This window comes from Stenotrophomonas sp. PA-6-5C, from assembly GCF_021605635.1.
GTDB classification, from domain to species: Bacteria; Pseudomonadota; Gammaproteobacteria; order Xanthomonadales; family Xanthomonadaceae; genus Stenotrophomonas; species Stenotrophomonas lactitubi.
Map to the genome: position 1 here is coordinate 1 of NZ_WKEE01000038.1, position 21819 is coordinate 21819.

At 62.3% G+C, this 21819-nt stretch carries 23 protein-coding genes; 10 read left to right on the forward strand and 13 right to left on the reverse strand.

Going from position 1 to position 21819, the window contains the following annotated elements:
- Nucleotides 1–471: 471 nt before the first annotated feature.
- Complete coding sequence (gcvT, locus tag GIW57_RS15785; protein ID WP_236511912.1) at nt 472–1584, forward strand: glycine cleavage system aminomethyltransferase GcvT; 1113 nt, start codon at nt 472–474, stop codon at nt 1582–1584.
- A gap of 94 nt (nt 1585–1678) precedes the next feature.
- Nucleotides 1679–2074: a glycine cleavage system protein GcvH gene (gcvH, locus tag GIW57_RS15790; RefSeq protein ID WP_089236509.1), complete on the forward strand. Its 396-nt coding sequence runs from the start codon at nt 1679–1681 to the stop codon at nt 2072–2074.
- A gap of 70 nt (nt 2075–2144) precedes the next feature.
- Here gcvH and GIW57_RS15795 read toward each other — a convergent pair whose 3' ends face one another.
- Nucleotides 2145–2666 carry a hypothetical protein gene (locus GIW57_RS15795; protein ID WP_236511914.1) on the reverse strand — a complete coding sequence of 174 codons (522 nt, stop codon included), beginning with the start codon at nt 2664–2666 and terminating at the stop codon, nt 2145–2147.
- A 184-nt stretch (nt 2667–2850) separates the two neighbouring features.
- Here GIW57_RS15795 and GIW57_RS15800 point away from each other — a divergent pair, with 184 nt between their 5' ends.
- The 4 genes from GIW57_RS15800 (at nt 2851) to radC (ending at nt 6734) form a co-directional block, all read left to right on the forward strand.
- Nucleotides 2851–3378, forward strand: a complete 528-nt coding sequence (locus GIW57_RS15800) for a histone (RefSeq protein ID WP_100460080.1) — start codon at nt 2851–2853, stop codon at nt 3376–3378.
- A gap of 242 nt (nt 3379–3620) precedes the next feature.
- A complete protein-coding gene (locus tag GIW57_RS15805; RefSeq protein WP_169898544.1) occupies nt 3621–4823 on the forward strand; it encodes a site-specific integrase in 1203 nt (400 codons plus the stop codon).
- Nucleotides 4820–5884, forward strand: a complete 1065-nt coding sequence (locus tag GIW57_RS15810) for a PDDEXK nuclease domain-containing protein (RefSeq protein ID WP_169898546.1) — start codon at nt 4820–4822, stop codon at nt 5882–5884. Before GIW57_RS15805 ends, GIW57_RS15810 begins: the two co-directional genes overlap by 4 nt.
- A 340-nt stretch (nt 5885–6224) precedes the next feature.
- A complete protein-coding gene (gene radC, locus GIW57_RS15815; RefSeq protein ID WP_169898548.1) occupies nt 6225–6734 on the forward strand; it encodes a DNA repair protein RadC in 510 nt (169 codons plus the stop codon).
- Between the two features lie 40 nt (nt 6735–6774).
- On the opposite strand, the gene arsH is transcribed toward radC, so the two are convergent.
- The 8 genes from arsH to GIW57_RS15855 all read right to left on the reverse strand — a co-directional run bounded on the left by arsH (nt 6775) and on the right by GIW57_RS15855 (nt 12541).
- Nucleotides 6775–7497 (reverse strand): arsenical resistance protein ArsH, encoded by a 723-nt coding sequence (gene arsH / locus GIW57_RS15820; RefSeq protein ID WP_031668144.1) that lies wholly within the window; start codon nt 7495–7497, stop codon nt 6775–6777.
- Nucleotides 7490–7912, reverse strand: a complete 423-nt coding sequence (arsC, locus tag GIW57_RS15825; RefSeq protein WP_169898552.1) for an arsenate reductase (glutaredoxin) — start codon at nt 7910–7912, stop codon at nt 7490–7492. The genes arsH and arsC overlap by 8 nt, the downstream gene beginning before the upstream one ends.
- A gap of 109 nt (nt 7913–8021) precedes the next feature.
- Entirely contained in the window at nt 8022–9065 is a 1044-nt protein-coding gene (gene arsB, locus GIW57_RS15830) for an ACR3 family arsenite efflux transporter (protein ID WP_169898554.1), read from the reverse strand.
- Nucleotides 9062–10828 (reverse strand): arsenical pump-driving ATPase, encoded by a 1767-nt coding sequence (gene arsA, locus GIW57_RS15835; RefSeq protein ID WP_169898556.1) that lies wholly within the window; start codon nt 10826–10828, stop codon nt 9062–9064. The genes arsB and arsA overlap by 4 nt, the downstream gene beginning before the upstream one ends.
- A gap of 13 nt (nt 10829–10841) precedes the next feature.
- Nucleotides 10842–11201: an arsenite efflux transporter metallochaperone ArsD gene (gene arsD, locus GIW57_RS15840; protein ID WP_169898558.1), complete on the reverse strand. Its 360-nt coding sequence runs from the start codon at nt 11199–11201 to the stop codon at nt 10842–10844.
- 42 nt (nt 11202–11243) lie between these two features.
- Nucleotides 11244–11741: an arsenate reductase ArsC gene (locus GIW57_RS15845; RefSeq protein WP_169898560.1), complete on the reverse strand. Its 498-nt coding sequence runs from the start codon at nt 11739–11741 to the stop codon at nt 11244–11246.
- 11 nt (nt 11742–11752) lie between these two features.
- Nucleotides 11753–12199 carry an ArsI/CadI family heavy metal resistance metalloenzyme gene (locus GIW57_RS15850; protein WP_169898562.1) on the reverse strand — a complete coding sequence of 149 codons (447 nt, stop codon included), beginning with the start codon at nt 12197–12199 and terminating at the stop codon, nt 11753–11755.
- Nucleotides 12200–12211: 12 nt separating this feature from the next.
- A complete protein-coding gene (locus tag GIW57_RS15855) occupies nt 12212–12541 on the reverse strand; it encodes a helix-turn-helix domain-containing protein (RefSeq protein WP_037039069.1) in 330 nt (109 codons plus the stop codon).
- Between the two features lie 541 nt (nt 12542–13082).
- Here GIW57_RS15855 and GIW57_RS15860 point away from each other — a divergent pair.
- The 3 genes from GIW57_RS15860 to GIW57_RS15870 all read left to right on the forward strand — a co-directional run bounded on the left by GIW57_RS15860 (nt 13083) and on the right by GIW57_RS15870 (nt 16320).
- A complete protein-coding gene (locus tag GIW57_RS15860) occupies nt 13083–13910 on the forward strand; it encodes a DUF932 domain-containing protein (protein WP_169898564.1) in 828 nt (275 codons plus the stop codon).
- 80 nt (nt 13911–13990) lie between these two features.
- On the forward strand, nt 13991–16048 hold the full coding sequence (locus tag GIW57_RS15865) for a ParB/RepB/Spo0J family partition protein (protein ID WP_034067294.1): 2058 nt from the start codon (nt 13991–13993) through the stop codon (nt 16046–16048).
- A gap of 62 nt (nt 16049–16110) precedes the next feature.
- Nucleotides 16111–16320, forward strand: coding sequence for a hypothetical protein (locus GIW57_RS15870; protein ID WP_023112227.1), 210 nt, complete (start codon nt 16111–16113; stop codon nt 16318–16320).
- A gap of 111 nt (nt 16321–16431) precedes the next feature.
- Here the strand turns inward: GIW57_RS15870 and GIW57_RS15875 are convergent, their stop codons facing one another.
- Nucleotides 16432–17256: a hypothetical protein gene (locus GIW57_RS15875; RefSeq protein WP_236511916.1), complete on the reverse strand. Its 825-nt coding sequence runs from the start codon at nt 17254–17256 to the stop codon at nt 16432–16434.
- Between the two features lie 861 nt (nt 17257–18117).
- Here GIW57_RS15875 and GIW57_RS15880 point away from each other — a divergent pair.
- Nucleotides 18118–18432: a DUF736 domain-containing protein gene (locus GIW57_RS15880; protein WP_034067289.1), complete on the forward strand. Its 315-nt coding sequence runs from the start codon at nt 18118–18120 to the stop codon at nt 18430–18432.
- A gap of 55 nt (nt 18433–18487) precedes the next feature.
- Here the strand turns inward: GIW57_RS15880 and GIW57_RS15885 are convergent, their stop codons facing one another.
- From GIW57_RS15885 to istA, 3 genes are all read right to left on the reverse strand, one after another.
- Nucleotides 18488–19345, reverse strand: a complete 858-nt coding sequence (locus GIW57_RS15885; RefSeq protein ID WP_236511918.1) for a hypothetical protein — start codon at nt 19343–19345, stop codon at nt 18488–18490.
- Nucleotides 19346–19518: 173 nt separating this feature from the next.
- Nucleotides 19519–20274 carry an IS21-like element ISPre4 family helper ATPase IstB gene (gene istB, locus GIW57_RS15890; protein WP_034000379.1) on the reverse strand — a complete coding sequence of 252 codons (756 nt, stop codon included), beginning with the start codon at nt 20272–20274 and terminating at the stop codon, nt 19519–19521.
- Nucleotides 20275–20294: 20 nt separating this feature from the next.
- On the reverse strand, nt 20295–21809 hold the full coding sequence (istA, locus tag GIW57_RS15895; RefSeq protein ID WP_034000381.1) for an IS21 family transposase: 1515 nt from the start codon (nt 21807–21809) through the stop codon (nt 20295–20297).
- Between the last annotated feature and the right edge of the window lie 10 nt (nt 21810–21819).

The window sequence follows — 21819 nt, forward strand, 5'->3', positions numbered from 1 at the left end:
ACCTCTGACAGTTTCCGGTGGCGTCCACCCACGGAAAAGAAAATAAGAGCAAAGCAGAAGCGGGTCGCTGCGCTCGCGGGTCATGGGAGGGGTGGGATTTCTTTTCCGCAGGAAAAGAAATCCCACCCCTCTCCTTATATGTATCGACATCCACAGCCGCTCTTGCCTTCCGTCCCGTCACCGGGAACCTGTCGGGGTGGGGCGGTGTGGGGTGGAGGGACCGCAGGCGCCATGGATGGCGCCTACGAGCCTACAGGGACGTACTTGCGGCGTGTCCCGCAACCCTACATCGCCCCACCACCCCACAGACGTCGCCGAGCCGATGCGCTTTGGCCGTTGCCGTTCCTGGCTAGTAGAAAGCGTCCGCCGGCCGCAGGCCGGCCAACATCCCCCGCTGCGCTGCGGCGCGACCTGCGGCCGACCGATCTGGGATAATGCGCGTTCTTGTTTCCTCTGCTGCCGGACCCGGTCATGACCCAGAAGACGCTGCTCAACGATACCCACCGCGCCCTTGGCGCCAAGATGGTCGATTTCGGGGGTTGGGACATGCCCATCCACTACGGCTCGCAGCTGGACGAGCACCACCTGGTGCGTCGTGAGTCGGGCGTGTTCGACGTCAGCCACATGACCGTGGTCGACCTGCGCGGCGACCAGGTCAAGCCGTTCCTGCGCCGCCTGCTGGCCAACTCGGTCGACAAGCTCAAGGCCACCGGCAAGGCGTTGTACTCGTGCATGCTGAATCCGCAGGGGGGCGTCATCGACGACCTGATCGTCTATTACCTGGGCGAAGACTTCTTCCGCATGGTGGTCAATGCCTCCACCCGCGAGAAGGATCTGGCGTGGCTGCGCGAGCAGGCGGCGCCGTTCAACGTCTCGGTCGAGCAGCGTCCGGACCTGGCGATCCTCGCCGTGCAGGGTCCGCAGGCGCGCGACATCGTCATCGGCCTGGCCCGCGACGCCGACCGTGAGTCGCTGGGCAAGCTCGGCCGCTTCGCCGCGCTGCAGGTGCAGTCCGACGACGGCGTTGAACTGTTCGTCGCCCGCACCGGCTACACCGGCGAAGACGGTTTCGAGATCCTGCTGCCGCAGGATGCCGTGGTCGCGTTCTGGAACCGCCTGCTTGCTGCTGGCGTGAAGCCGGCCGGCCTCGGCGCGCGCGACACCCTGCGCCTGGAAGCCGGCATGAATCTGTACGGCCAGGACATGGACGAAGCGATCAGCCCCTACGAAGCGGCGCTGGCCTGGACGGTGTCGCTGGACGAAGGTCGCGACTTCATCGGTCGCGACGTGCTGGAGGCGCAGAAGGCGGCCGGCAACGCACGTCAGATGATCGGCCTGGTGATGGATGAGAAGGGCGTGCTGCGCCATGGCCAGGCGGTCACCACGGCCGGCGGCCAGGGCGAGATCCTGTCCGGCACCTTCTCGCCGACCCTGGCCAAGGGCATCGCATTCGCGCGCGTACCGGCCGGTGAACTCGGCCAGGTCACCGTCGACATCCGCGGCCGCCAGGTGCCGGTGCGGGTGGTCAAATTCCCGTTCGTGCGCGAAGGCCAGGCCCAGCCCGGCGTGCTGGCCGACGCGTGATCCAAACGTGCCGGTCGTCACTGCCAGCAGTGGCGGCCGGTTGGTTACACTAGCCCCGTTTTTTCCACCCCCTGCATATCTCTGGAGCAGTCCCATGAGCGAGATCCCCGGCGACCTCAAGTTCCTCAAGTCCCATGAGTGGGCCCGTGTCGAAGGCAATGGCCGCGTGACCGTCGGTATTTCCGACCACGCTCAGGGCCTGCTGGGTGACCTGGTCTACGTCGAGCTGCCGGAAGTCGGCACGACTGCCAAGGCCAACGAGCAGATCGCGGTCGTCGAGTCGGTGAAGGCCGCCTCCGACGTCTACAGCCCGATCAGCGGCACCATCGTCGAGGTCAACTCGGCGCTGGCCGACAAGCCGGAAACCATCAACGAAGACGCCTACGGCGACGGCTGGATGTTCGTGGTCGAAGTGTCCAACAGCGAAGAGCTCAACGAGCTGCTGGACCCGGACGCGTACGCCGAAGGCCTGGAAGACGAAGAGCACTGAGTCGTCGTTTCCCCGGTACGAAAACGGCCACCGTCGGGTGGCCGTTTTCGTTTTGGAGGACGCGTCGAACTTATGCCGGCCGGTTTGCCGCATGCCATCGCCATGGCATCAGCCGGAGTTGAGCGCGGCCAAAAGGCGTGCGCAGTTTTGCGCAAATCCGCGTTTCCACCCCCGCGGCGGCGCGCCCGGATGTGAAAAGTTTTTGGCCTTGTTGCAGGTCCGTTGTGCTGGCGTTGGCGAGTGCATCGCCGTGCACGACCACGTCGCCGTGTGGCGTTCCACTCCAGACCTCTACATGACGCAGAGTGCTTGTTTCAAGTGTTTTTTCTTCGCTGTTCGTACGCAGCCGATGGCAGCGACGATGCGCGATGCCGTGTTTGACGGCGCTCGCGGAGGAGCATCGGCAGGCGCGGGAAGGGCTCCCGGGACGCGGCGGATGTGAAAATTTTTCGCGGGGGTTGTTGACAGTAAAAAAAACCGTGATTAGGTTTCGCCTCAGCAGACCTTGCCTGCCAAACCGAGTGCGAAGAATCAATCGTCCGATGCGAAGCAGCCCCTCGAAGACCACCGCGATCCTCAAGACGGTGGACATGGCCCCGCTTCCCCCGGAGAAATGCAAGGCGACCCCTGTTCCGATGCCTGCTCCGCCGATCGTGGCGGGCATCACCGCATCCGTAACGGCGCGCCTGACGCGCCGGCGGTCCCCGCACGCAGCATGGGCGGGTTTGATCCACCTGGGCGTTTCAACTCCCTATCACTGACGAGGAGCCATCACCATGGCAACCAAGAAAGCTGCGAAGAAAAAGCCCGCCGCCAAGAAAGCGGTGAAGAAAGTCGCCAAGAAGGCCGCTGCCAAGAAGGCAGTGAAGAAGGTCGCGAAGAAGGCGACCGCCAAGAAGGCAGTGAAGAAGGCTGCCAAGAAGGTCGCCAAGAAGGCCACGGCGAAGAAGACAGTGAAGAAGGCTGCGAAGAAGGTAGCCAAGAAGTCCGCTGCCAAGAAGGCCGTAAAGAAGACCGCGAAGAAGGCCGTCAAGAAGGTAGCCAAGAAGGCCACCAAGAAGACTGCCAAGAAAGCCGCCAAGAAGACCACTGCCCGCAAGCCGGCCAAGAAGGTCGCCAAGAAGGCAGTGAAGAAGGCGGTAAAGAAGACCGCCAAGAAGGCGGTGAAGAAGACTGCGAAGAAGGCCACCAAGAAGGCTGCCCCGAAGAAGGCTGCCAAGAAGGTTGCCAAGCGCAAGCCGGCCGCCCGCAAGAAGAAGGCCGCCCCGGTGGCCCTTCCGGCAACGCCGGCACCGCTGATCTAAGTACTTCCCGATAGCCGTACCCTGAGACCCCTTCCCCGACTGCCCAGCGGGGAGGGGGTTTTTTTATTTCAGGATGACTCCAGTACCGCACTTTGCTGGACTACGCCACAGCCATATACAGCAGGTTTATCAATGGCTTAGGCGAGTTCAACATATGCCGGTGCTTTCTGAAACTTGACCCGGCTTCCCTTCTACTGGCTCCTACGAGGCTCCTGGGAATCGGGTCTTTCCGAGGAGTCATCATGGCTAAGATCAAGCTCACCAAGTCCGCAGTAGATGCGGCACAACCCCAAGCGCAAGCCATCGAGCTGCGCGATACCCTTGTTCCCGGCTTCCTGTGCAAGATTACGCCGGCCGGTCGCAAGGTGTTCATGCTCCAGTACCGAACGAACGCCGGCGAGCGACGCAAGCCGGCCCTGGGCCTGTTCGGCGAGCTGACCGTTGAACAGGCCCGCTCGCTGGCGCAGGAATGGCTGGCCCAGGTGCGCCGGGGCGGCGATCCGGCAGCGGACAAGGCCGAGGCACGCCAGGCACCCACCGTTGAGGAATTGTGCAAGAAGTTCATGGAGGACTACTCCAAGAAGCGCAACAAGCCCAGCACCCGAGTCGGCTATCAAGGTGTCATCGACCGCTGCATCATCCCGCTGCTGGGCCGCAAGAAGGTTCACGACGTGAAGCGGCCGGACGTTGCCGGGCTGATGGAGAAACTTTCATACAAGCAGACCGAGGCGAACAAGGCGTTCAGCATCCTGCGCAAGATGTTCAACATGGCGGAGGTGTGGGGATATCGGCCAGACGGCACCAATCCTTGCCGCCATGTCCCGATGTTCCCTGCTGGCAAGTCCACCCATCTCATCAGCGACGACGACATGGGCAAGCTGTTCCGGCAGCTCGACAAGATCGAGGTCGAAGGGCTTGAGAACTACGTCATCCCTCTGGCGATTCGCCTGCAATTCGAGTTCGCCGCCCGCCGCTCCGAAATCGTCACGCTCGAATGGGAATGGGTCGATCTGGAGAATCGGCGCGTCGTCTGGCCCGACAGCAAGACCGGCGGCATGTCCAAGCCCATGAGCGAGGAAGCCTACCGGCTGCTTTCGACGGCACCGAGACAGGAAGGCAATCCCTATGTGCTGCCGTCGCCACGCCATCCGGCGCAGCACCTGACCACAGGCGAATATTACGGCGGCTGGTGCCGCGTGCTCAAGGCGGCGGGTGCGACGCACGTGGGGACGCATGGCATCCGCCATCGCTCTGCGACCGACATTGCCAATTCAGGTATCCCGGTCAAGGTCGGCATGGCGCTGACGGCGCACAAGACCGTCGTGATGTTCATGCGCTATGTCCACACCGAGGACGATCCAGTGCGCGAGGCGGCCGAACTGGTGGCGAACCGGCGCAAGGCGATTACCGGCGCCAAGCAGCCTCCTACGGAGGCGACAGCATGACCAGGCGACGGTCATCTGTGGCATCGCCCGCAGCGCCGTCGGCGCTGCTGGGCGATATTCGGGCACTGATCGAGGCGGCGCGTAAGCACGCCGCCTCGACGGTGAATAGCGAGCTGACGATGCTCTACTGGCGCATCGGCCAGCGCATCCATACGCAGGTCTTGGACGGGCGCCGGGGTGCTTATGGCAAGGAAGTCCTGCCTACCCTGGCGGCGCAGTTGGTGAAGGAGTACGGCAACAGCTTTGCCGAGCAGAACCTGCGCCGCATGGTGCAGTTCGCAGCCACCTTCCCCGACGAGCAGATTCTCGTATCACTGATACGAGAATTGAGCTGGACGCACTTCATCGCCCTGATCCCGCTGAAAGACCCGCTCCAGCGGGACTATTACGCGCAGATGGCGAGCGCCGAACGCTGGAGCGTGCGGACGCTGCGCGAGCGCATCGACTCGATGCTGTACGAGCGCACGGCACTGTCCAAGAAGCCGGGCGAGACGATCGCGCAGGAGCTGGCGACGATGCGCGATGCGCAGCGCATGTCGCCCGCCCTGGTCATGCGCGACCCGTACATCCTCGATTTCCTGGGCCTGCGCGACACTTGGCAGGAAGGCGACCTCGAAGCCGCGATCATTCGTGAAATGGAGTCGTTCTTGTTGGAGCTGGGCGCGGGTTTCAGCTTCGTGGCCCGGCAGAAACGCATCCCGATCGACGACGAGGATTTCCACCTCGACCTGCTGTTCTACAACCGCAAGCTGCGGCGACTGGTGGCAGTGGAGTTGAAGGTCGGCGAGTTCAAGGCGGCTTTCAAAGGTCAGATGGAGCTATACCTTCGCTGGCTGGACAAGCACGAACGGGAGCCGGAGGAAGCCTCGCCGCTGGGAATCATCCTTTGCACCGGCAAAAAGCGCGAGCAGATCGAATTGCTGGAGCTGGACAAGTCGGGCATCCACGTCGCCGAGTACCTGACCGCCTTGCCGCCGAGGGGCGTGCTGGTGGAGCGGTTGCAACAGGCAACGCAGCGGGCGCAGTTGCAGATCGAGCAGCGCAAGACCGACAACGAGTAGTCCTGTCCCAAGCAGTCGGGCGTCCCGGCGTGCCGCCGTCGGGTTCGCGGGCTGCGCCCCGCGCTTCGTGCCGAATCGCGGCCATTCGGCTTTGACCCCTGACGCCTCTGGCCCTCTCGGGCCTGCGCGCTCCGCTTGCCCAAAGACAATTGTGTTCAGTGGGCGGGGGGTGGGCGGTCTTGCTGTTCCCTTCACCGTATCACGGCGTTCTCGCCGTCAAGGGCGGCACGCGCTTGTGCGCGCTTGCGTCCTGGCGGCCGTTTGCGACCCCTGACTGCTTGCGCTGCGCCGTGCTGGCGACGGTTCCGGGCAATTCCGCCCGAGCAACCGGAGCACGATCATGTCGCAACTATCCTTTTCCTCGTTCGAGACCACGCTAATGGTGCGCGATGCACAAGGCCGCTACCTGCTGGCGACGACCGACCAGATTCTGGAGGCCGCGCGCCAGGCCATCGAGCAGAAGATGCAGCGTGGTGCCTCGTTCAGTTCGCCGGCGGCGGTCAAGGAGTACCTGCGCGCCAAGTTGGCTGGTTTCGAGCACGAAGTCTTCGCAGTGCTGTTCCTGGATACGCAGCATCGCCTGATCGAATACAGCGAGCTTTTTCGAGGCACCATCGACAGTGCATCGGTGTATCCGCGCGAACTGGTCAAGGAGGCGCTACGGCTCAATGCGGCAGCGGTTATCGTTTCGCACAACCACCCGAGCGGTAATCCCGAGCCGAGCGGCGCCGACAAGGTGCTGACCCAGCGACTCAAGGAGGCGCTGGCGTTGGTGGACGTCCGCACGCTGGATCACATCGTCGTGGCGGGCGGCAGCACCACGTCCTTCGCCGAACGCGGCCTGATTTGACCGAGGGGCTTCGGCCCCCTTTTTGCTGCGATGGCGGTTCTCAGATCGCTGCTTGATTGACGCGCCGGCTCAGGGCTTCGGCGCTTTCCTTGCGCTCGCTGTAGCGATCTACTAGATATGGCGCCACGTCGCGCGTGAGCAGCGTGAACTTCATCAGCTCTTCCATCACATCCACGATGCGGTCGTAATAGGCCGAGGGCTTCATGCGTCCCGCTTCATCGAACTCCTGATATGCCTTGGCAACCGAAGACTGGTTAGGGACGGTCAGCATCCGCATCCAGCGGCCCAACACGCGCATTTGGTTAACGGCGTTGAAGGACTGCGATCCACCCGACACCTGCATCACCGCCAGCGTCTTGCCCTGTGTCGGGCGCACGGCGCCGACCGATAGCGGAATCCAGTCGATTTGGGTCTTCATCAAGCCGGTCATGGCACCGTGGCGCTCGGGCGAACTCCACACCATGCTTTCGGCCCATTGCACCAGTTCGTGCAGTTCCCTGACCTTTGGGTGATCGTGAGGCGCGTCATCCACCAACGGCAGGCCCGAGGGGTTGAACATCCGTGTCTCACCTCCGAGCGCGCTCAGGATACGCGCCGCTTCTTCGGCAGCCAGGCGGCTGAACGAGCGTTCGCGCAAAGATCCGTAGAGCAACAGGAAGCGCGGCGCGTGGGTGGCACGCTCGGGCGCCATCAGCCGCTGGGCATCGGGTTGCTGGAACAGCGCGGTGTCGATATTGGGTAGGTCGATTCTGGATTCAGACACGACGACCTTCCGCATTCACCACGGCTTCGCCGTCTTCCTTGTTGAATGCGCCGCGCTGCGGCTGGGGAAGAATGTCCAGCACGGCTTCCGACGGCCGACACAGGCGCGTGCCCAGCGGCGTGACCACGATGGGTCGGTTGATGAGGATGCGGTGCTGGAGCATGAAGTCGATCAACTGCTCGTCGCTCCACTTGGGATCATCCAGGCCGAGTTCGGCGTAGGGCGTGCCCTTCTCGCGCAGCAGCGCACGCACTGGTACGCCCATCGCGGCAATCAGGCGTTGCAGCGTTTCGCGGTCGGGTGGCGTCTTCAGATATTCGATAACCACGGGCTCCTCGCCGCTGTTGCGGATCAGGCCAAGCACATTGCGCGATGTGCCGCAAGCGGGGTTGTGATAGATGGTGATCTGGCTCATGCCATTGCCTCGGTTCAGGAGTTGGTGGGGCTGTTGGAATACGTGCTGGTTCGTGTGAGACGCGATCGGCGGCCCAGCCGCAGTAGCGATGCCAGGCTGGCGGAGTCCATCACGACGCTGGGAAGCGTGAGCGCGTGCGGTTGGCAAAGGCCACCAGCGACAGCATCACCGGCACCTCGACCAGTACGCCGACCACGGTGGCCAGCGCCGCGCCCGAGTTCAGGCCAAACAGGCCAATGGCCACAGCCACCGCCAGCTCGAAGAAGTTGGACGTTCCGATCAGCGCGCAGGGTGCGGCAATCGGGTGCGGCAGGCGCCACGCCCAGGCCCAGGCATAGCCCAAAGCGAAGATGGCGTAGGACTGGATGAGGATGGGCAAGGCAATCAGCGCAATCAGCGTGGGCTGGGCCAGGATCACCGGGCCTTGAAAACCGAACAGCAGCACCACGGTAAGCAGCAGACCGAGCATGGATATAGGCTTGATGCGTGCGGTGAAGTCCGAGACTGCCACCTCACCACCCTGGGCAGTTAGGCGCTTGCGCGTCCACCAGCCGGCGATCAGCGGTAGCACGATGTAGAGCACCACCGACAGCATCAAAGTCTCCCAAGGGATGGCGATCTCGGTCACGCCCAGCAGCAAGGCGACGATCGGGGCGAACGCGACCACCATCACCAGATCGTTCACTGAGACCTGCACCAACGTGTAGTTTGGGTCGCCCTTGGTCATCTGCGACCAGACGAAGACCATGGCAGTGCATGGCGCGGCGCCCAGCAAGATCAGACCGGCGATGTATTGCTGAGCATCGTCCGGGTTGATCAGGTCAGCCAACAGATACTCAAAGAACAGCACCGCCAACACGGCCATGGTGAAGGGTTTGATCAGCCAGTTGATTGCCAGCGTGATCACCAGCCCCTTCGGTCGCCGACCCACGGTTTTGAGCGAACCTAGGTCGATGGCGATCATCATCGGGTACACCATGGCCCAAATGAGTATGGCGACGATGAGGTTGACCGAGGCGTATTCGATGGCCGCCAATGCACTGAACAGCTCTGGCATCAGGTTTCCCAGAGCCAAACCGGCCAGAATGCACAGCGCGACCCAGAGCGTCAGGTAGCGCTCGAACACGCCTATGGGCGAGGGCGCGCGGTTCATGACGCTTTCCTTTTTGCCAAAGCCCGCAGATGCTCCACCCCCACCGGTTCCTCGGTCAGAAGCGGCACCACGGCATGGCGCCGGGCGTGTTGTGTGGCCACGGCGTCGATTTCCCGCAGTTCGTTGCGTGCACGCTGGCGTAGCAGCGGGGAGTGTGGGTGCGCGGCCGCCACGCTGTTGTTGATGACCCAGGCCCACGGTTCTATGCCCGCGCGGCGCAGGTCGTCTTGCAGATTGGCCGCTTCCAGCACGGGCGTGGTTTCGGCCAGGGTGACGATGAGCACCTTGGTCTGCCTGGGGTCTTGCAACTGCATCATCGGCGTCGTGAAGTGAACGCCCGTCTCGCCCATCTGCCGGGCGATGTCGCGATGATATGCGCCAGTGGCGTCGAGCAGCAGCAAGGTGTGACCCGTGGGCGCGGTGTCCATCACTACGAACTTCCTGCCCCCTTCGCGGATGGCGCGGGAGAACGCCTGGAACACCGCGATTTCCTCGGTGCAGGGCGAGCGCAGGTCTTCTTCCAGCAGAGCGCGCCCTTCGGCATCGAGCTGCGCCCCCTTGGTGTCCATCACATGCTGGCGGTAGCGCGCCGTGGCTTCCTGGGGGTCGATGCGGCTGAGTGCCAAATTGGGCACCGAAGCTTCCAGCGTATCGGCCAGGTGCGCAGCCGGGTCGGAGGTGGTCAGATGCACGGGCAGTCCCCGGCCCGCCAGCTCCACGGCGATGGCGGCGGCCAGCGTGGTCTTGCCCACGCCGCCCTTGCCCATCACCATGACCAGCCCGTGCCCATCGACGGCGATCTCATCGACCAGGGCGGACAAGTCTGGCGCATTGATCTGGTCGGGCAGTTCGATGGCATCGGCGTCATGCTTGGCGTCGGTATCGACCAGCAGGTGGCGCAGGGCATCGAGGCCGACGAGGTTGAACGGCTTGAGCGCGATCTGATCCCGAGGCAACGCCTGGAGTGCCGGCGGAATGGCGGCCAGCGTAGCCTGCTCTCTTTCGTAGATGGCAGCGGCAAGCGTATCGTTTTCGGCCTCGCCAGCAGGGAAGACGCCGTTGATGACCAGATGCTGGCGTGTCAGCCCAATGGCGGCCAGTTCTTCATGGGTGCGTGCCGCCTCGCGCAGTGTGGGGCGCTGCGCGCGGGCCACCAGCACCAGGCGGGTACGCAGCGGGTCGGCCAGGGCGGCGACCGCGTCCTTGTATTGGGCGCGTTGTTTTTCCAGGCCCGCCAAAGGGCCCAGACACGACGCATCGCCCTTGCCCTCTTCCAGGAAGCCGCTCCATGCGCCCGGCAGTTGCAGCAGGCGGATGGTGTGGCCGGTGGGGGCAGTGTCAAAAATGATATGTTCGTAATCCTGCGTTAGCGCCGTATCGGTCAGCAAGGCCGTGAACTCGTCGAAGGCGGCGATTTCCGTGGTGCAGGCGCCCGACAGAGATTCTTCGATGCCGCGCACCACCTCGTCGGGCAGCACGCCCCGCACAGGCCCAGCGATGCGGTCACGGTACGCTTGCGCCGCTGCCTGTGGGTCGATTTCCAGTGCCCACAGGTTCGCCACGGCGGCAATCGCCGTGATGCGGTTGCCGATGCGCTCGCCGAAAACCTGCCCCACGTTGGAAGCTGGGTCGGTGCTGACGAGGAGCACGCGCTTGTCTTGGGCCGCCAGTTGCACAGCCGTTGCGCAGGCGATGGAGGTCTTGCCGACGCCTCCTTTGCCGGTGAAGAAAAGGAACCGAGGCGGCTGGGTCAGAAAGTGCATGAAATCTCCTCGTTCAGCAGCAGCGGTTGCCAGAGCAGCAAGCGCCTTGGGTTGGGGAGGTTTCGGGCGCCTCGATGTCAGCCCAGCGGGTCAATTCGCTGCGGTTGGGATAGCGACCGGCCAAGGCCACCTCGCCATCGACCAGAACCAGGGGCAGCGCCTCTTGGCCCGAGCGTTCCAGAAAGCCTTTCACAGTCGGGTTTTCGGCGAAAGCAAGGGGCTGTTGTGCCAGGTTGAAGCGTTCGATCTGAGCACCGTTTTGTTTGGCCCAATCCACGTCGGCGGCAAAGTTCACCAAGTTTTGATCTACTTCAACGCCGCATACGCCTGTGCTGCAACACAGCGCCGGGTCGAAAATCTGGATGTTTGGCATGGGGTGTCCTTTCAAATCTGGTTGTTGATGAAGTGACGCTCTTCACTCTTGGCCGATGTTTCGCAACTCGCGTTGCAGCGACATGGCGTCCAGGCGTTGCAGTGGCAGCGAGAGAAACAGCTCGATGCGGCGACGCAGGGTCAGCGCGGCATCCTTGAACGCCTTGAGCCGTTGTTCTTCGCTGCCTTCGACGGCTGCCGGATCGGGCACGCCCCAGTGCGCCGATACCGGCTTGCCCGGCCAAAACGGGCAAGCCTCACCAGCTGCGTTGTCGCAGACAGTGAAGATGAAGTCGAACACCGGCGCCCCCGGCGCTACGAACTCATCCCAGCTTTTGCTGCGGTAGCCGGTCGTCGGCATGTGCAGCCGCTCCAGCGTGGCGAGCGCCAGCGGATGCACTTCGCCCTTCGGCTGGCTGCCCGCCGAGTAGGCCCGAAAGCGCCCTTGGCCCAGCTTGTTGAGGATGCCTTCAGCGAGGATGGAACGTGCGGAATTGCCCGTGCAGATGAACAGTGCGTTGTATGTGCTCTCCGTGGTCATGGCGTGCTTTCTCAACAGCAGGAAGAACGGGGGCTTGCTGTACAGCAAGCCGGTGCGGTGATCGGTGTCGTGACTGAGGCCACCTCATGGAAGACCGGGATGCTGCCCAGCGTGTGGAAGTGCTCCCATGCCACACCTTGTGGGTCGGTGATCCAGTGCTTCTCGCTGCGTGCGTAGCAGCAGGTTGTAGTGCCTTCATCGAGCAGCGCCATGTCGGCGGCCTGCGCGCGTGCCTTGAGGGCGGCCAGTTCCTCAGCGTCGTCGGTCTGGATACCCAGGTGGTCGATGCCTGGCTTGTTGCCGCGCGTGGAAATGGCGAAGTTCACCGGCGGGTCTTCGAGCATCCACTTCGCGTAATCACTTTCGACGCGCGTGGGTTGCGCGGCGAAGAGTTGGGAATAAAAGCCGATGCTGCGGGGCAGGTCATTGACATGCAGATGGACATGAAAGCGCTTCATGGATAGTTCCTTTCAGCAGGAGGCACAGGTGGCGGAGGATTCCGTGACTTCGCATGTGCCGCCCTGGCAGCAGTGTTCGGTCATGTAGCCGAGCAGGTTGTTCATCTGCGCGAAGTCGGCGCGATAGATCAGGTTGCGGCCTTGCTGCTCGATGGTGACGAGGCCAGCGTGGGCCAATTCCTTCAAGTGGAAGGACAGGGAATTGCGTGCCACGTCGAGCAGGTCGGCCAGCACGCTGGGCGTCATCCCCTCGGGGCCGGCGACGACCAGGGCGCGGAACACGCGCAGCCGCTGGGTATGGGCCAAGGCGCCGAGGGCGGAAACAGCTTGATTTTCGTTCATGGTTCGATAATACAACATTTATTGAATAGTTGTGCAAGTGGTAAGCGCGTAGAACCTCATGGCGTCCCGGCGCGCTGTCGTGCTGCGCATCGAACCCCCTGCGGGGTTTCGCCCCTGACAGGCTTCCATCGTTCCCTCGCTCCGCTCGGCTGACGCCTCCGGCCCGGCTTCCAGCTTCGGGCCTGCGCGCTTCGCTTGCGTGCGGTTCGGCACAGAGGGATGGCCGTTGCCATGTCCAGCCGTCTTCCCTGACTTCATCACCTTGTCCGCGACTGTAGCCCGCGCCCGTGCGCCGTCAAGGCACGCAGGGCCGTGTCCTCGGCTTCGCCTGCGGGCCGCACCAACCCTGCGCTTGCCTCCTTGACGGCACCCGTTCGCGCGCTTCTGACCGTCGCGGGCGATGAACTCAGGAAAGACGGTGGCAACAGGGCCAACCGGGTTCCTCGTGCCAACCGCACCGAACAGCCGAAAGGCTGGGCTCCGAATCTTGGAATCCGGTGTGCGGTTTGAACAGCAAACCCTTTTCGTCAGGAGAAAGACCATGCAACTCGCATCCCGTTTCGCTTCCCATTCCCCGGCACTGCGCAGCGACTACCCGCTGTCCGATGACCAGATTCGCAGGGTGGCACCCTCCATCTTCGCGGATGCCCCACACGAGAGCCGTTCCGAGCGGTACAGCTACATCCCCACCGCCACGGTGCTGACCGAGCTTCGCAAGGAGGGGTTTCAACCCTTTATGGTGACGCAGACCCGCGTGCGCGATGAAGGCCGCCGCGAGCACACCAAACACATGATTCGCCTGCGCCACGCCAGCCAGATCAACGGCGCGGAAGCCAATGAAATCGTGTTGCTGAACTCGCACGACGGCACCAGCAGCTATCAGATGCTGGCCGGGATGTTCCGGTTCGTGTGCAGCAATGGCCTTGTGTGCGGCGACACCGTGGCGGATGTGCGCGTACCCCACAAAGGCGACGTGGCCGGGCACGTCATCGAAGGCGCTTTCGAGGTGTTGAGCGGCTTTGAGCGGGTGAAGGAATCCCGTGACCTGATGCGCAGCATCACGCTGGACGAAGGCGAGGCCGAAGTGTTCGCCCGCGCTGCGCTGTCGCTCAAGTACGACGACCCCGACAAGCCTGCACCCATCACCGAATCGCAAATCCTGATGCCGCGCCGATTCGATGACCGCCGGCCCGACCTGTGGAGCGTGTTCAACCGCACGCAGGAGAACTTGACCAAGGGCGGATTGTATGGCCGCAGCGCCAACGGACGCCGCCAACGTACCCGCCCCGTGCAGGGCATTGATTCCGATGTGCGCCTGAACCGCGCCCTGTGGCTGCTGGCCGATGGCCTGCGCCAGTTGAAAGCCTGATTCCCCACGCGGCAGGGGCAGGCAGCAGCCCTTGCCGCTTCTTTCGCTGCTGCATTTCCTAACCGCAAGGAGTTATCACCATGAACGCCATCACCCAAACCGAAGCCCGCGCCGTCAATACCGCCGCAGCTATCCCGCTGGAAGCCGCCGACCCGACCAAGAACCTGATTCTGGTTCCGCTGTCACGGTTGGTACTGCGCCCCACGGGCCGCAACGTGCGCAAGACCCCGCGCATGTCGATTCCCGAACTTGCCGCGAGCATCCAGCGCGTGGGCCTGCTGCAAAACCTCATCGTGATTGCATCCGCCGATGGCGAGCATTACGAAGTCGTGGCCGGTGGCCGTCGCCTCGCCGCCTTGAAGCTGCTGGCGAAGAAGCATCGCATCAGCAAGGAATGGGAAGTGCCTTGCCTGCTGGTGGCCGATGGAACCGCACGCACGGCCAGCCTCACCGAGAACGTGCAGCGCGAGGCCATGCACCCGGCAGACCAGTTTGAAGCCTTCGCGGCGCTGGTGGCCGAAGGACGGCCCATCGAGGACATTGCGGCGGATTTTTCCGTCACGCCGCTGGTAGTGCAGCGCCGCTTGAAGCTGGCGAATGTCTCCCCGCGCCTAATAGCCGACTATCGCGCTGATGCTGTGAGCCTTGACCAGTTGATGGCCCTTGCCATCACTGACGACCACACTGCGCAGGAAGCCGCGTTCTACGATGCCCCGCAGTGGCAGCGCCACCCCTCGCACTTGCGCGAGCGCCTGACCGAACGGGAAATCGACGCCTACCGGCATCCGTTGGTGCGTTTCGTCGGGTTGGACGCCTACGAGGTCGCAGGCGGCGGGATTCGCCGTGACCTGTTCGCGGACGGTGACGCAGGTATGTATCTGACCGATGCCGCGTTGCTGGAAGGGCTGGCGCAAGACCGGCTGGCAGGCATTGCCGCCAATGTTCGCGCCGAAGGTTGGGCATGGGTGGATGCCACGCCGGGAATGACCCATGCCGACCTGCACGCCTTCCAGCGTGCGCCCAGGGAGCGACGCGAGCCAATCAAGCGCGAGGCCCAACGTATCGAGAAGCTGCAAGCCAAGCTGCACGAACTGGCCGAAGCCGTGGATGCCGCGCTGGACGCCGAGGACGAGGACAAGGCCGACGCGCTGCAAGAGGAAGGCGAAGCCGTGGGCGAGCAATTGCAGGCGCTGGAAGATGGCTTGCAGGACTACAGTCCGAACGTGAAGGCCGCAGCCGGGGCTATCGTCACCATCGACCGCAACGGCGAAACCGTGATTCATCGCGGTTTAATGCGTGAGGCCGAAGCCAAGGCGCTGCGCACGCTGGAACGCTTGCGGCAGGGTTTCGGCGGCGAAGGCGAAGCCGGAAACGACGACGAAGGCGAGGACGACGAACAGCCCAGGATCGCCGCCATGTCTGACCGGCTGGCGCAGCGGTTGAGCGCCCACCGCACAGCCGCGCTGCAAATCGAAGTCGCCCGGCACCCGCAAGCCGCGCTGACTGCCGTGGTGCATGGCATGGTGCAGACCATCTTGCAGGGTAGCCACTACGGCCACGACCTGCCGCTGGGCGTGAGCCTGAAAGTGCAAGACCGGCTGGAAGGCATGGCCCCGGACTGGCCGGAATCGCCCGCCGCCGTGGCACTGCGCGAACTGCAACAGGTGGCGGGCGAAGCCTTGCCGGAGGACGGTGCCGAACTATTCACTGCGCTGCTGGCGAAGTCGCAAGATGAACTGGTGCGGCTGCTGGCCGTATGCGTGGCTTCCACGGTGGACGTGGTGACACCCCGCGCCACGGTGCAGCAACCCGGCGAGGAACTGGCGCAGGCCGTGGGCCTCGACATGGCCGCATGGTGGCAGCCGACCGCAGAAGGCTATTTCAAGCACGTTCCGAAGGCCGCGATTCTGGATGCCGTGGGCGCGTTTGCACCGGAATCTGTCACCCGGCTGGCGAAGCTCAAGAAGGCCGACATTGCCAGCGAGGCCGAACGGCTGGCCGATGGCACCGGCTGGATGCCCGCCATCTTCAAGGCCGCAGGCCCGCAGGATGCCGCGCAGGAGGCAGGCCCGGAGCAGGACGTCCCGGAGGATGCCGAGGCAATGGCGGATGAACCCGCCGAGGCGCTGGCCGCTTGATCCGCGCCGAAGGCACGCGCCCCGGCCTCAACCGGGGCGCTTCGCTGGAAGGAGACACCCCCATGACCCGCACCACCATCAGCCGCCCGCGCATGGCGGCGATCTACGCCCCCGGCACGGTACGCGCCCGCCGCTGGCACGGCGATGGCGACGTGCGCGGCTACCGTCCGCCCTTGGGCTGGACGGCCTGCGCCGACCTCACCGACATTCATCCCATCACAGGCCGCGCCTTGCCGCGTGCTGTGTGGTGGCTCATTGAGACGAAGGAATAACCGCGATCAGCACCGCGCCCAGGCCGTTCCGTCCTGGGCGCGGTGAAACGCAAAATCCGGGCGCGGCAGTGGCCGCGCCGGGTGTTCAAGGTCAAGGCTTAAACCTTATGTTCATGTTTTTTGCTTCTTGGTGTTGAACCATTCCTTGAACTCTTCTGCCTCGTTGCCGGTTAGCTTTGGGAAAAGCGACATATTGAATCCAAGGGTGATTGTGCTGTCATTGACCAGAGCTAAACGGCTCTTTGTAACATCAAGAAGTCCGAATTCCTGAACAAACCCACGGAGAGGTTTGTCGATTGTTGCGAAATGAATCCGGATTTTCATTCCTCTGCTTATGCCCGCCAACTCTGAAAGATTGACAATCACCATTAGGTCGGCTAATGCGTTATAAATCCTCGCATTTCTCTTAGGATCATTCTCTTTGGGTTCCTTAGGTTTTAGCACTCCATGCGCATTCTTGTTTCCATATAAAGTCGACAAGCCACACAGCATGATTGGGTGGCCAATTTCCATATCTCGCTTAGATGCGAAATTTAAAATGTCCTCTCTAACCTCTTTGGCTTGGGCCGGGCTGCGCGGCTGATGCAACGTATCTTGTAGGTATGCAACGATTTCTGAATTTTTCAGAAAAGAGTCTCTCTGATGAGTTGTGATACCCCAGGAGGCAAGATTGTTGAAGGCTTCAAAAAAAACTGAATCAACGCGAGCCTTCTTGAAGAACCCCTTAGCTATGTCACCTTCAGCGAACATGCCGGAGGATGCTTGATTAATGTCTTGAGGAATCCCAAGTCGGCCTTCGATGTTTGAAAGAAGAAGGCTTATGGCACTTCCTTTTGTATCCAGTGATTTAATGAAATTTTTATCTTCGATGCTGCAATTTTTGAAGCCTGATGAAATTTTGGATACGATATTTCTGTCGATCATATAAACGCGCATGACTCGACAACCTCCTTGCCTGATGAGCGGTTTCCAACGGGGAAATGGTTAAATATTCGGTCATAGAATGATGCCGTAAATTGCTTGAGCGTGTCGGCGCACAGCGCCGCCGGGCTTTCGGGCTGCGCCCCGTGCCGACTTCGCTGTCACGGCCATTCGGCTTCAATCCCTCACGCCTTCGCGCCTGCGGCGCTGCGTGCTTCGCTTGCCTCCAGGGGAAAGCCCTGCGGGCTATCCCCGCCGCACGCAGCTTGGCGCCCCTCAAACACCGCCGAACCGGCTGCGCCGGATCGGCCCGGCCAGCGCCCCGCCGCGATGGACGGGGCGCTGGCGAACACGCTGGCGCTTGCTGCGGCAGGTTGTGCGGATGCGTGCCGTCCTCAACGCTGGCGGTTCCTGCCCATCACGTCACGAAGGACGGTTCACGGACAACCCGCCCGGCATCGCTATGGAGCTTCCACGCCACGCCTCAAGACCGGCGCCGAAAGGTGCGGCAGGGGCGCTCTCGCTTGTCGTCGGGTGGTTGACCTAGCCTGCGTCAGCGGGCGAGCCGGAGAAGCCTTCGGGCGGGGATGCCGAGCTGGCCCTATCTTCTTTCGGAGCGGTTCGGCCCAAGGCGTCCTTGTCTCGTTGTGAATCCTGGCGGGGGTGCGGCTGCGCCTCGGGCTTATGGCTGCAACCGTCCGGCGAAAACAATTTCCCCGCCGCTGCGCGGCTTCCTCGCGCAACAAATTCTTTTCGCCTCCCGGCTCTCCACTGCGTTTCGACCGCAAGCGGTGCAGCCAGCCCGTCCCCCGCCGGCCGGATCACAACAAGGACGCGATGGGCGCGAACCTTGTTCAACCGAAAGGAGCAAACATCATGGCCAACATCGGCACCTTCACCACCGACAAAGACGGCTTCACCGGCACGCTGCGCACCCTGACGCTCAACGTCAAGGTCAAGCTGGTTCCCAACGACAAGGGCAACAGCGAGAACGCCCCCGACTTCCGCCTCCAGGCCGCCGGCCACGACATCGGCGCGGCATGGAAGAAGACCAGCGAGGCCGGGCGGGGATACCTGTCCATGACCCTCGACGATCCTTCGTTCCCGGCGCCGGTCTATGCCCGCCTGATCGAAGGCGAGGACGGCACGCACGAACTGATCTGGTCGCGCAGCAAGCCACAAGCGGCCTGACGGCCGCCCCGGAGCCCCGCCCATCGAGGCAGGGCTCTTCATTAGAAGGTAGTGCTTAAACTAACCCTTCCTGAGATGCCACGGTGGACTGGAATACATCCGTGAAGTGTGATGGAAAGTCACGCAGGATCACCTCAATGTCATCAGGATACTGCCTGATCAACTTGCGGGCACCGTCTCTGGTCTTGGCATAACCCCAAATCATCCCCTCTGATAGTTCTTGTGCGATCACGCGCTCCGAAAACCCTGCCTCGTAATACGATATGCAGTCTTGATCTGGAAGCCCGTACTTCAATCTCTTCTGTAGAAGGTCAAGGTGGCCGGTGAGCGACTGTCCTAATTCTTCCGTCACGCGGGCGACGAACGATTCTTTAACTGATGCAAGCAGCAATGCAAACTCAAATCCAAAGGTCTGTTCACAAAGATCGACAACTAAATCCAAATCAAACGCTTTGCTGTATTTTCCATATGGATACGAGGCGTCCAGTTCATTGAGTTCTTGCAGGAGAACTTCGAAAGATCGACCGGCCAGCCATCCTTCAGCCAATGCCTTGAGCGCGCCTTGAGGCACGGTATCAGTCAACCGCTTTTCAGAGGAGAGCGTGGTCAAAAGGGGCCACAGCAAATCGAACAAATCATCGGGCGAATCCGATGCCCCGATGGAGTCTTCATTTTCTATCACCCATGTTTCAACTGCTAGAGCATGGTCTATTCCCAGGAGAGTACGCCCGAAGCGGTGCTGATCTTCGACATCAGGAACACGCATTTCTATGCGCCGCGCTATAGATTCGAAAATGTTTGTTAATAGTGTCTTCTTGTCGTCGGTGGCGAGATAAAAAGCCAACGTCTCACTCGCTAGCGCCTTGGCGTTCTCAACAAATGTTTCGGTTTCTACATCACTGCGATAAGTCATCAAGAAGCTCTCAATCGCCTCTACGATTCTCTTTTTTGCCTTTAGCTGCGGATTCCACGACACTTGGACACTCAGCCCACGATCATTTGGACACTCGTTCCATGCTCACTTGGACACCTGATCCACGTCCACTTGGACAGGCAGTCGGAGCGCAGCGACGCAGGTTTGCATTGTTAGTCTGAAGTCTCTGTCGCCGTCAATTTCGTTGCGCGTCTGCGCATCGATTCGCCCTTCAGTTCGATCCGATAAGCGTTGTGCACCAGCCGGTCGAGGATCGCATCGCCCAAGGTCGGGTCGCCGATCAGCGCATGCCATTTGTCCACCGGCATCTGGCTGGTGACCAGCGTCGAGCGGTTGCCGTAGCGGTCGTCCAGCAGTTCAAGCATGTCGCGCCGCTGCGCAGCGGTAAACGGCGCCAAGCCCCAGTCGTCCAGGATCAGCAGGTCGGTCTTGGCATAGCCGGCCATGAGTTTGGCGAAACGGCCGTCGCCGTGAGCCAGGCCCAGCTCCTCCATCAAGCGCGGCAAGCGCAGGTAGCGCACGCTGTAACCGTCGCGGCAGGCCTTGTGAGCCAGCGCGCAGGCGAGCCAGGTTTTGCCTACGCCCGTTGGGCCGCCGATGATCAGGTTCAGGCCGTCGCGCAGCCATTGGCCGCTGCCCAGTTGCAGGATCAGGGACTTGTCCAGGCCGCGTGGGCTGCGGTAATCGATGTCTTCCAGGCAGGCGTTATGGCGCAGTCGTGCCAGTTTCAGGCGGCTGCTCAGACGCGTGTTTTCACGTTCGGTCAGCTCGCGGTCGACCATCAGGCCGAGGCGTTCGTCGAAGCTCAGATCATTGATATCGGGCGTGGCGTGTTGCTCGCTCAGCGCCTTGATCATGCCGTGCAGGCGCAGGGTTTGCAGCTTGTCGAGTGTCGGGTTGGGCAGCATTTTGGTGCTCCTTTTTCAGGTCAGTGGTAGTAGCCAGGGCCGCGCAGGTTGATGTGTTCGTCGGGCAGTAGCGGCAGGTTTTGCTGGGACAGCGGTAGCTTTTCCAGCCCTTGGCGCAGGATCGATTCAAGGCTTTTGTAGCTGCACGCGCCCAGTGCCAGCGCTCGCTGGCAAGCGGCTTCCAGCCGCTCTTCGCCGTGCTGCTTGCTCAGGCGCAGGATGCCCAGGCAGGCGCGGAAGCCGTGCTGAGGATGGATTCGGCGCTCAAGGATGTAGGCGATAACGCCAGCGGTGTTAGGCCCGGTCTGCTCGGCCCAGCGGATCAGCCGTTGCGGTGTCCATTCGGCGTGCTCCCGGTGGCTCTTGGGCATGTGCTCGGTTTGGGTGGTGTGGCGGCCTTTGTGCAGCGAGCGCAGGTGACTGGCCACCCGCTGGTTGGCGTGGAAGCACTCGACGGTCTTAGCGGTTAGCCGCACTTCGAGTTGGTGCTTCACCAGCTGGTACGGCACCGAGTAGTAATGGCCCTCGACCTCGACGTGATAGTCGATGTGCACCCGCGCCTTTTTCCATTCGGCGTAGACATACGGATGTTCTGGTAGCGGTTGCAGTGCGGGTTGGTCGATGGTCTCGAAGGCCGAGCGGCGTGAGCCGGGCAGCTTCTTGAAGGGCTTTTGATTGAGGCGTTCGAGCAGCAGGCTGATTGCCGTGTTGAGTTCTCCGAGCGAGAAGAACTGGCGGTTGCGCAGCACTGCCAGGATCCAGCGCTCGACCACTTGCACACCCACTTCAACCTTGGCTTTGTCCTTGGGTTTACGCGAACGCGCGGGCAGTACGGCTACGCCGTAATGCTCGGCGAGATCGCGGTAACTGGGGTTGATGTCCGGCTCGTAGCGATGCGCCTTGGTGACGCCACTGCGCAGATTATCGGGCACCAGGATCTGCGATGTGCCGCCGAAAAAAGCAAAACAGCGGGCGTGCGAGCCCAGCCAGTCGGGCAGTTTCTGCGACCAGGTGGCCTCGGCAAAGGTGTAGCTGGACGCGCCGAGGACGGCGACGAAGATCTGGGCCTGACGGATTTCACCGGTCTGTCGGTCGATGATGGGCGCGGTCTGTCCGGCGTAATCGACGAACAGCTTTTCGCCGGCACGGTGCTCCTGGCGCATGACAACGTCGACCTTGGCGGCCCAGAGGCGGTAGTGCTCGCAGAACCAGCTGTATTGGAAGCCTTGCGGGTGAGCGAGTCGATATTCCTGCCAGAGTAGGGCCAAAGTGACGCCGGGGCGGCGTAACTCGGCATGCGCCCAAGACCAGTCAGGCATCGGACGTTGATCGCTGGGAACTGTTGGTGCTGGAGGGAACAGGCATCGCTCCAGTTCGGCATCCGATAACAATGTCGGCCAACTCAGCCCGCAAGCGTTGAAACGGTGCAAGTAATTGCCCGCACTGCCGCTACTGATGCGCAGGCTGGCGGCGATCTTGCGCACGGACAGGCCAGCGTCGAACTTTAGACGTAGTACCTCTCGGATTTTACGCATGGATATACGC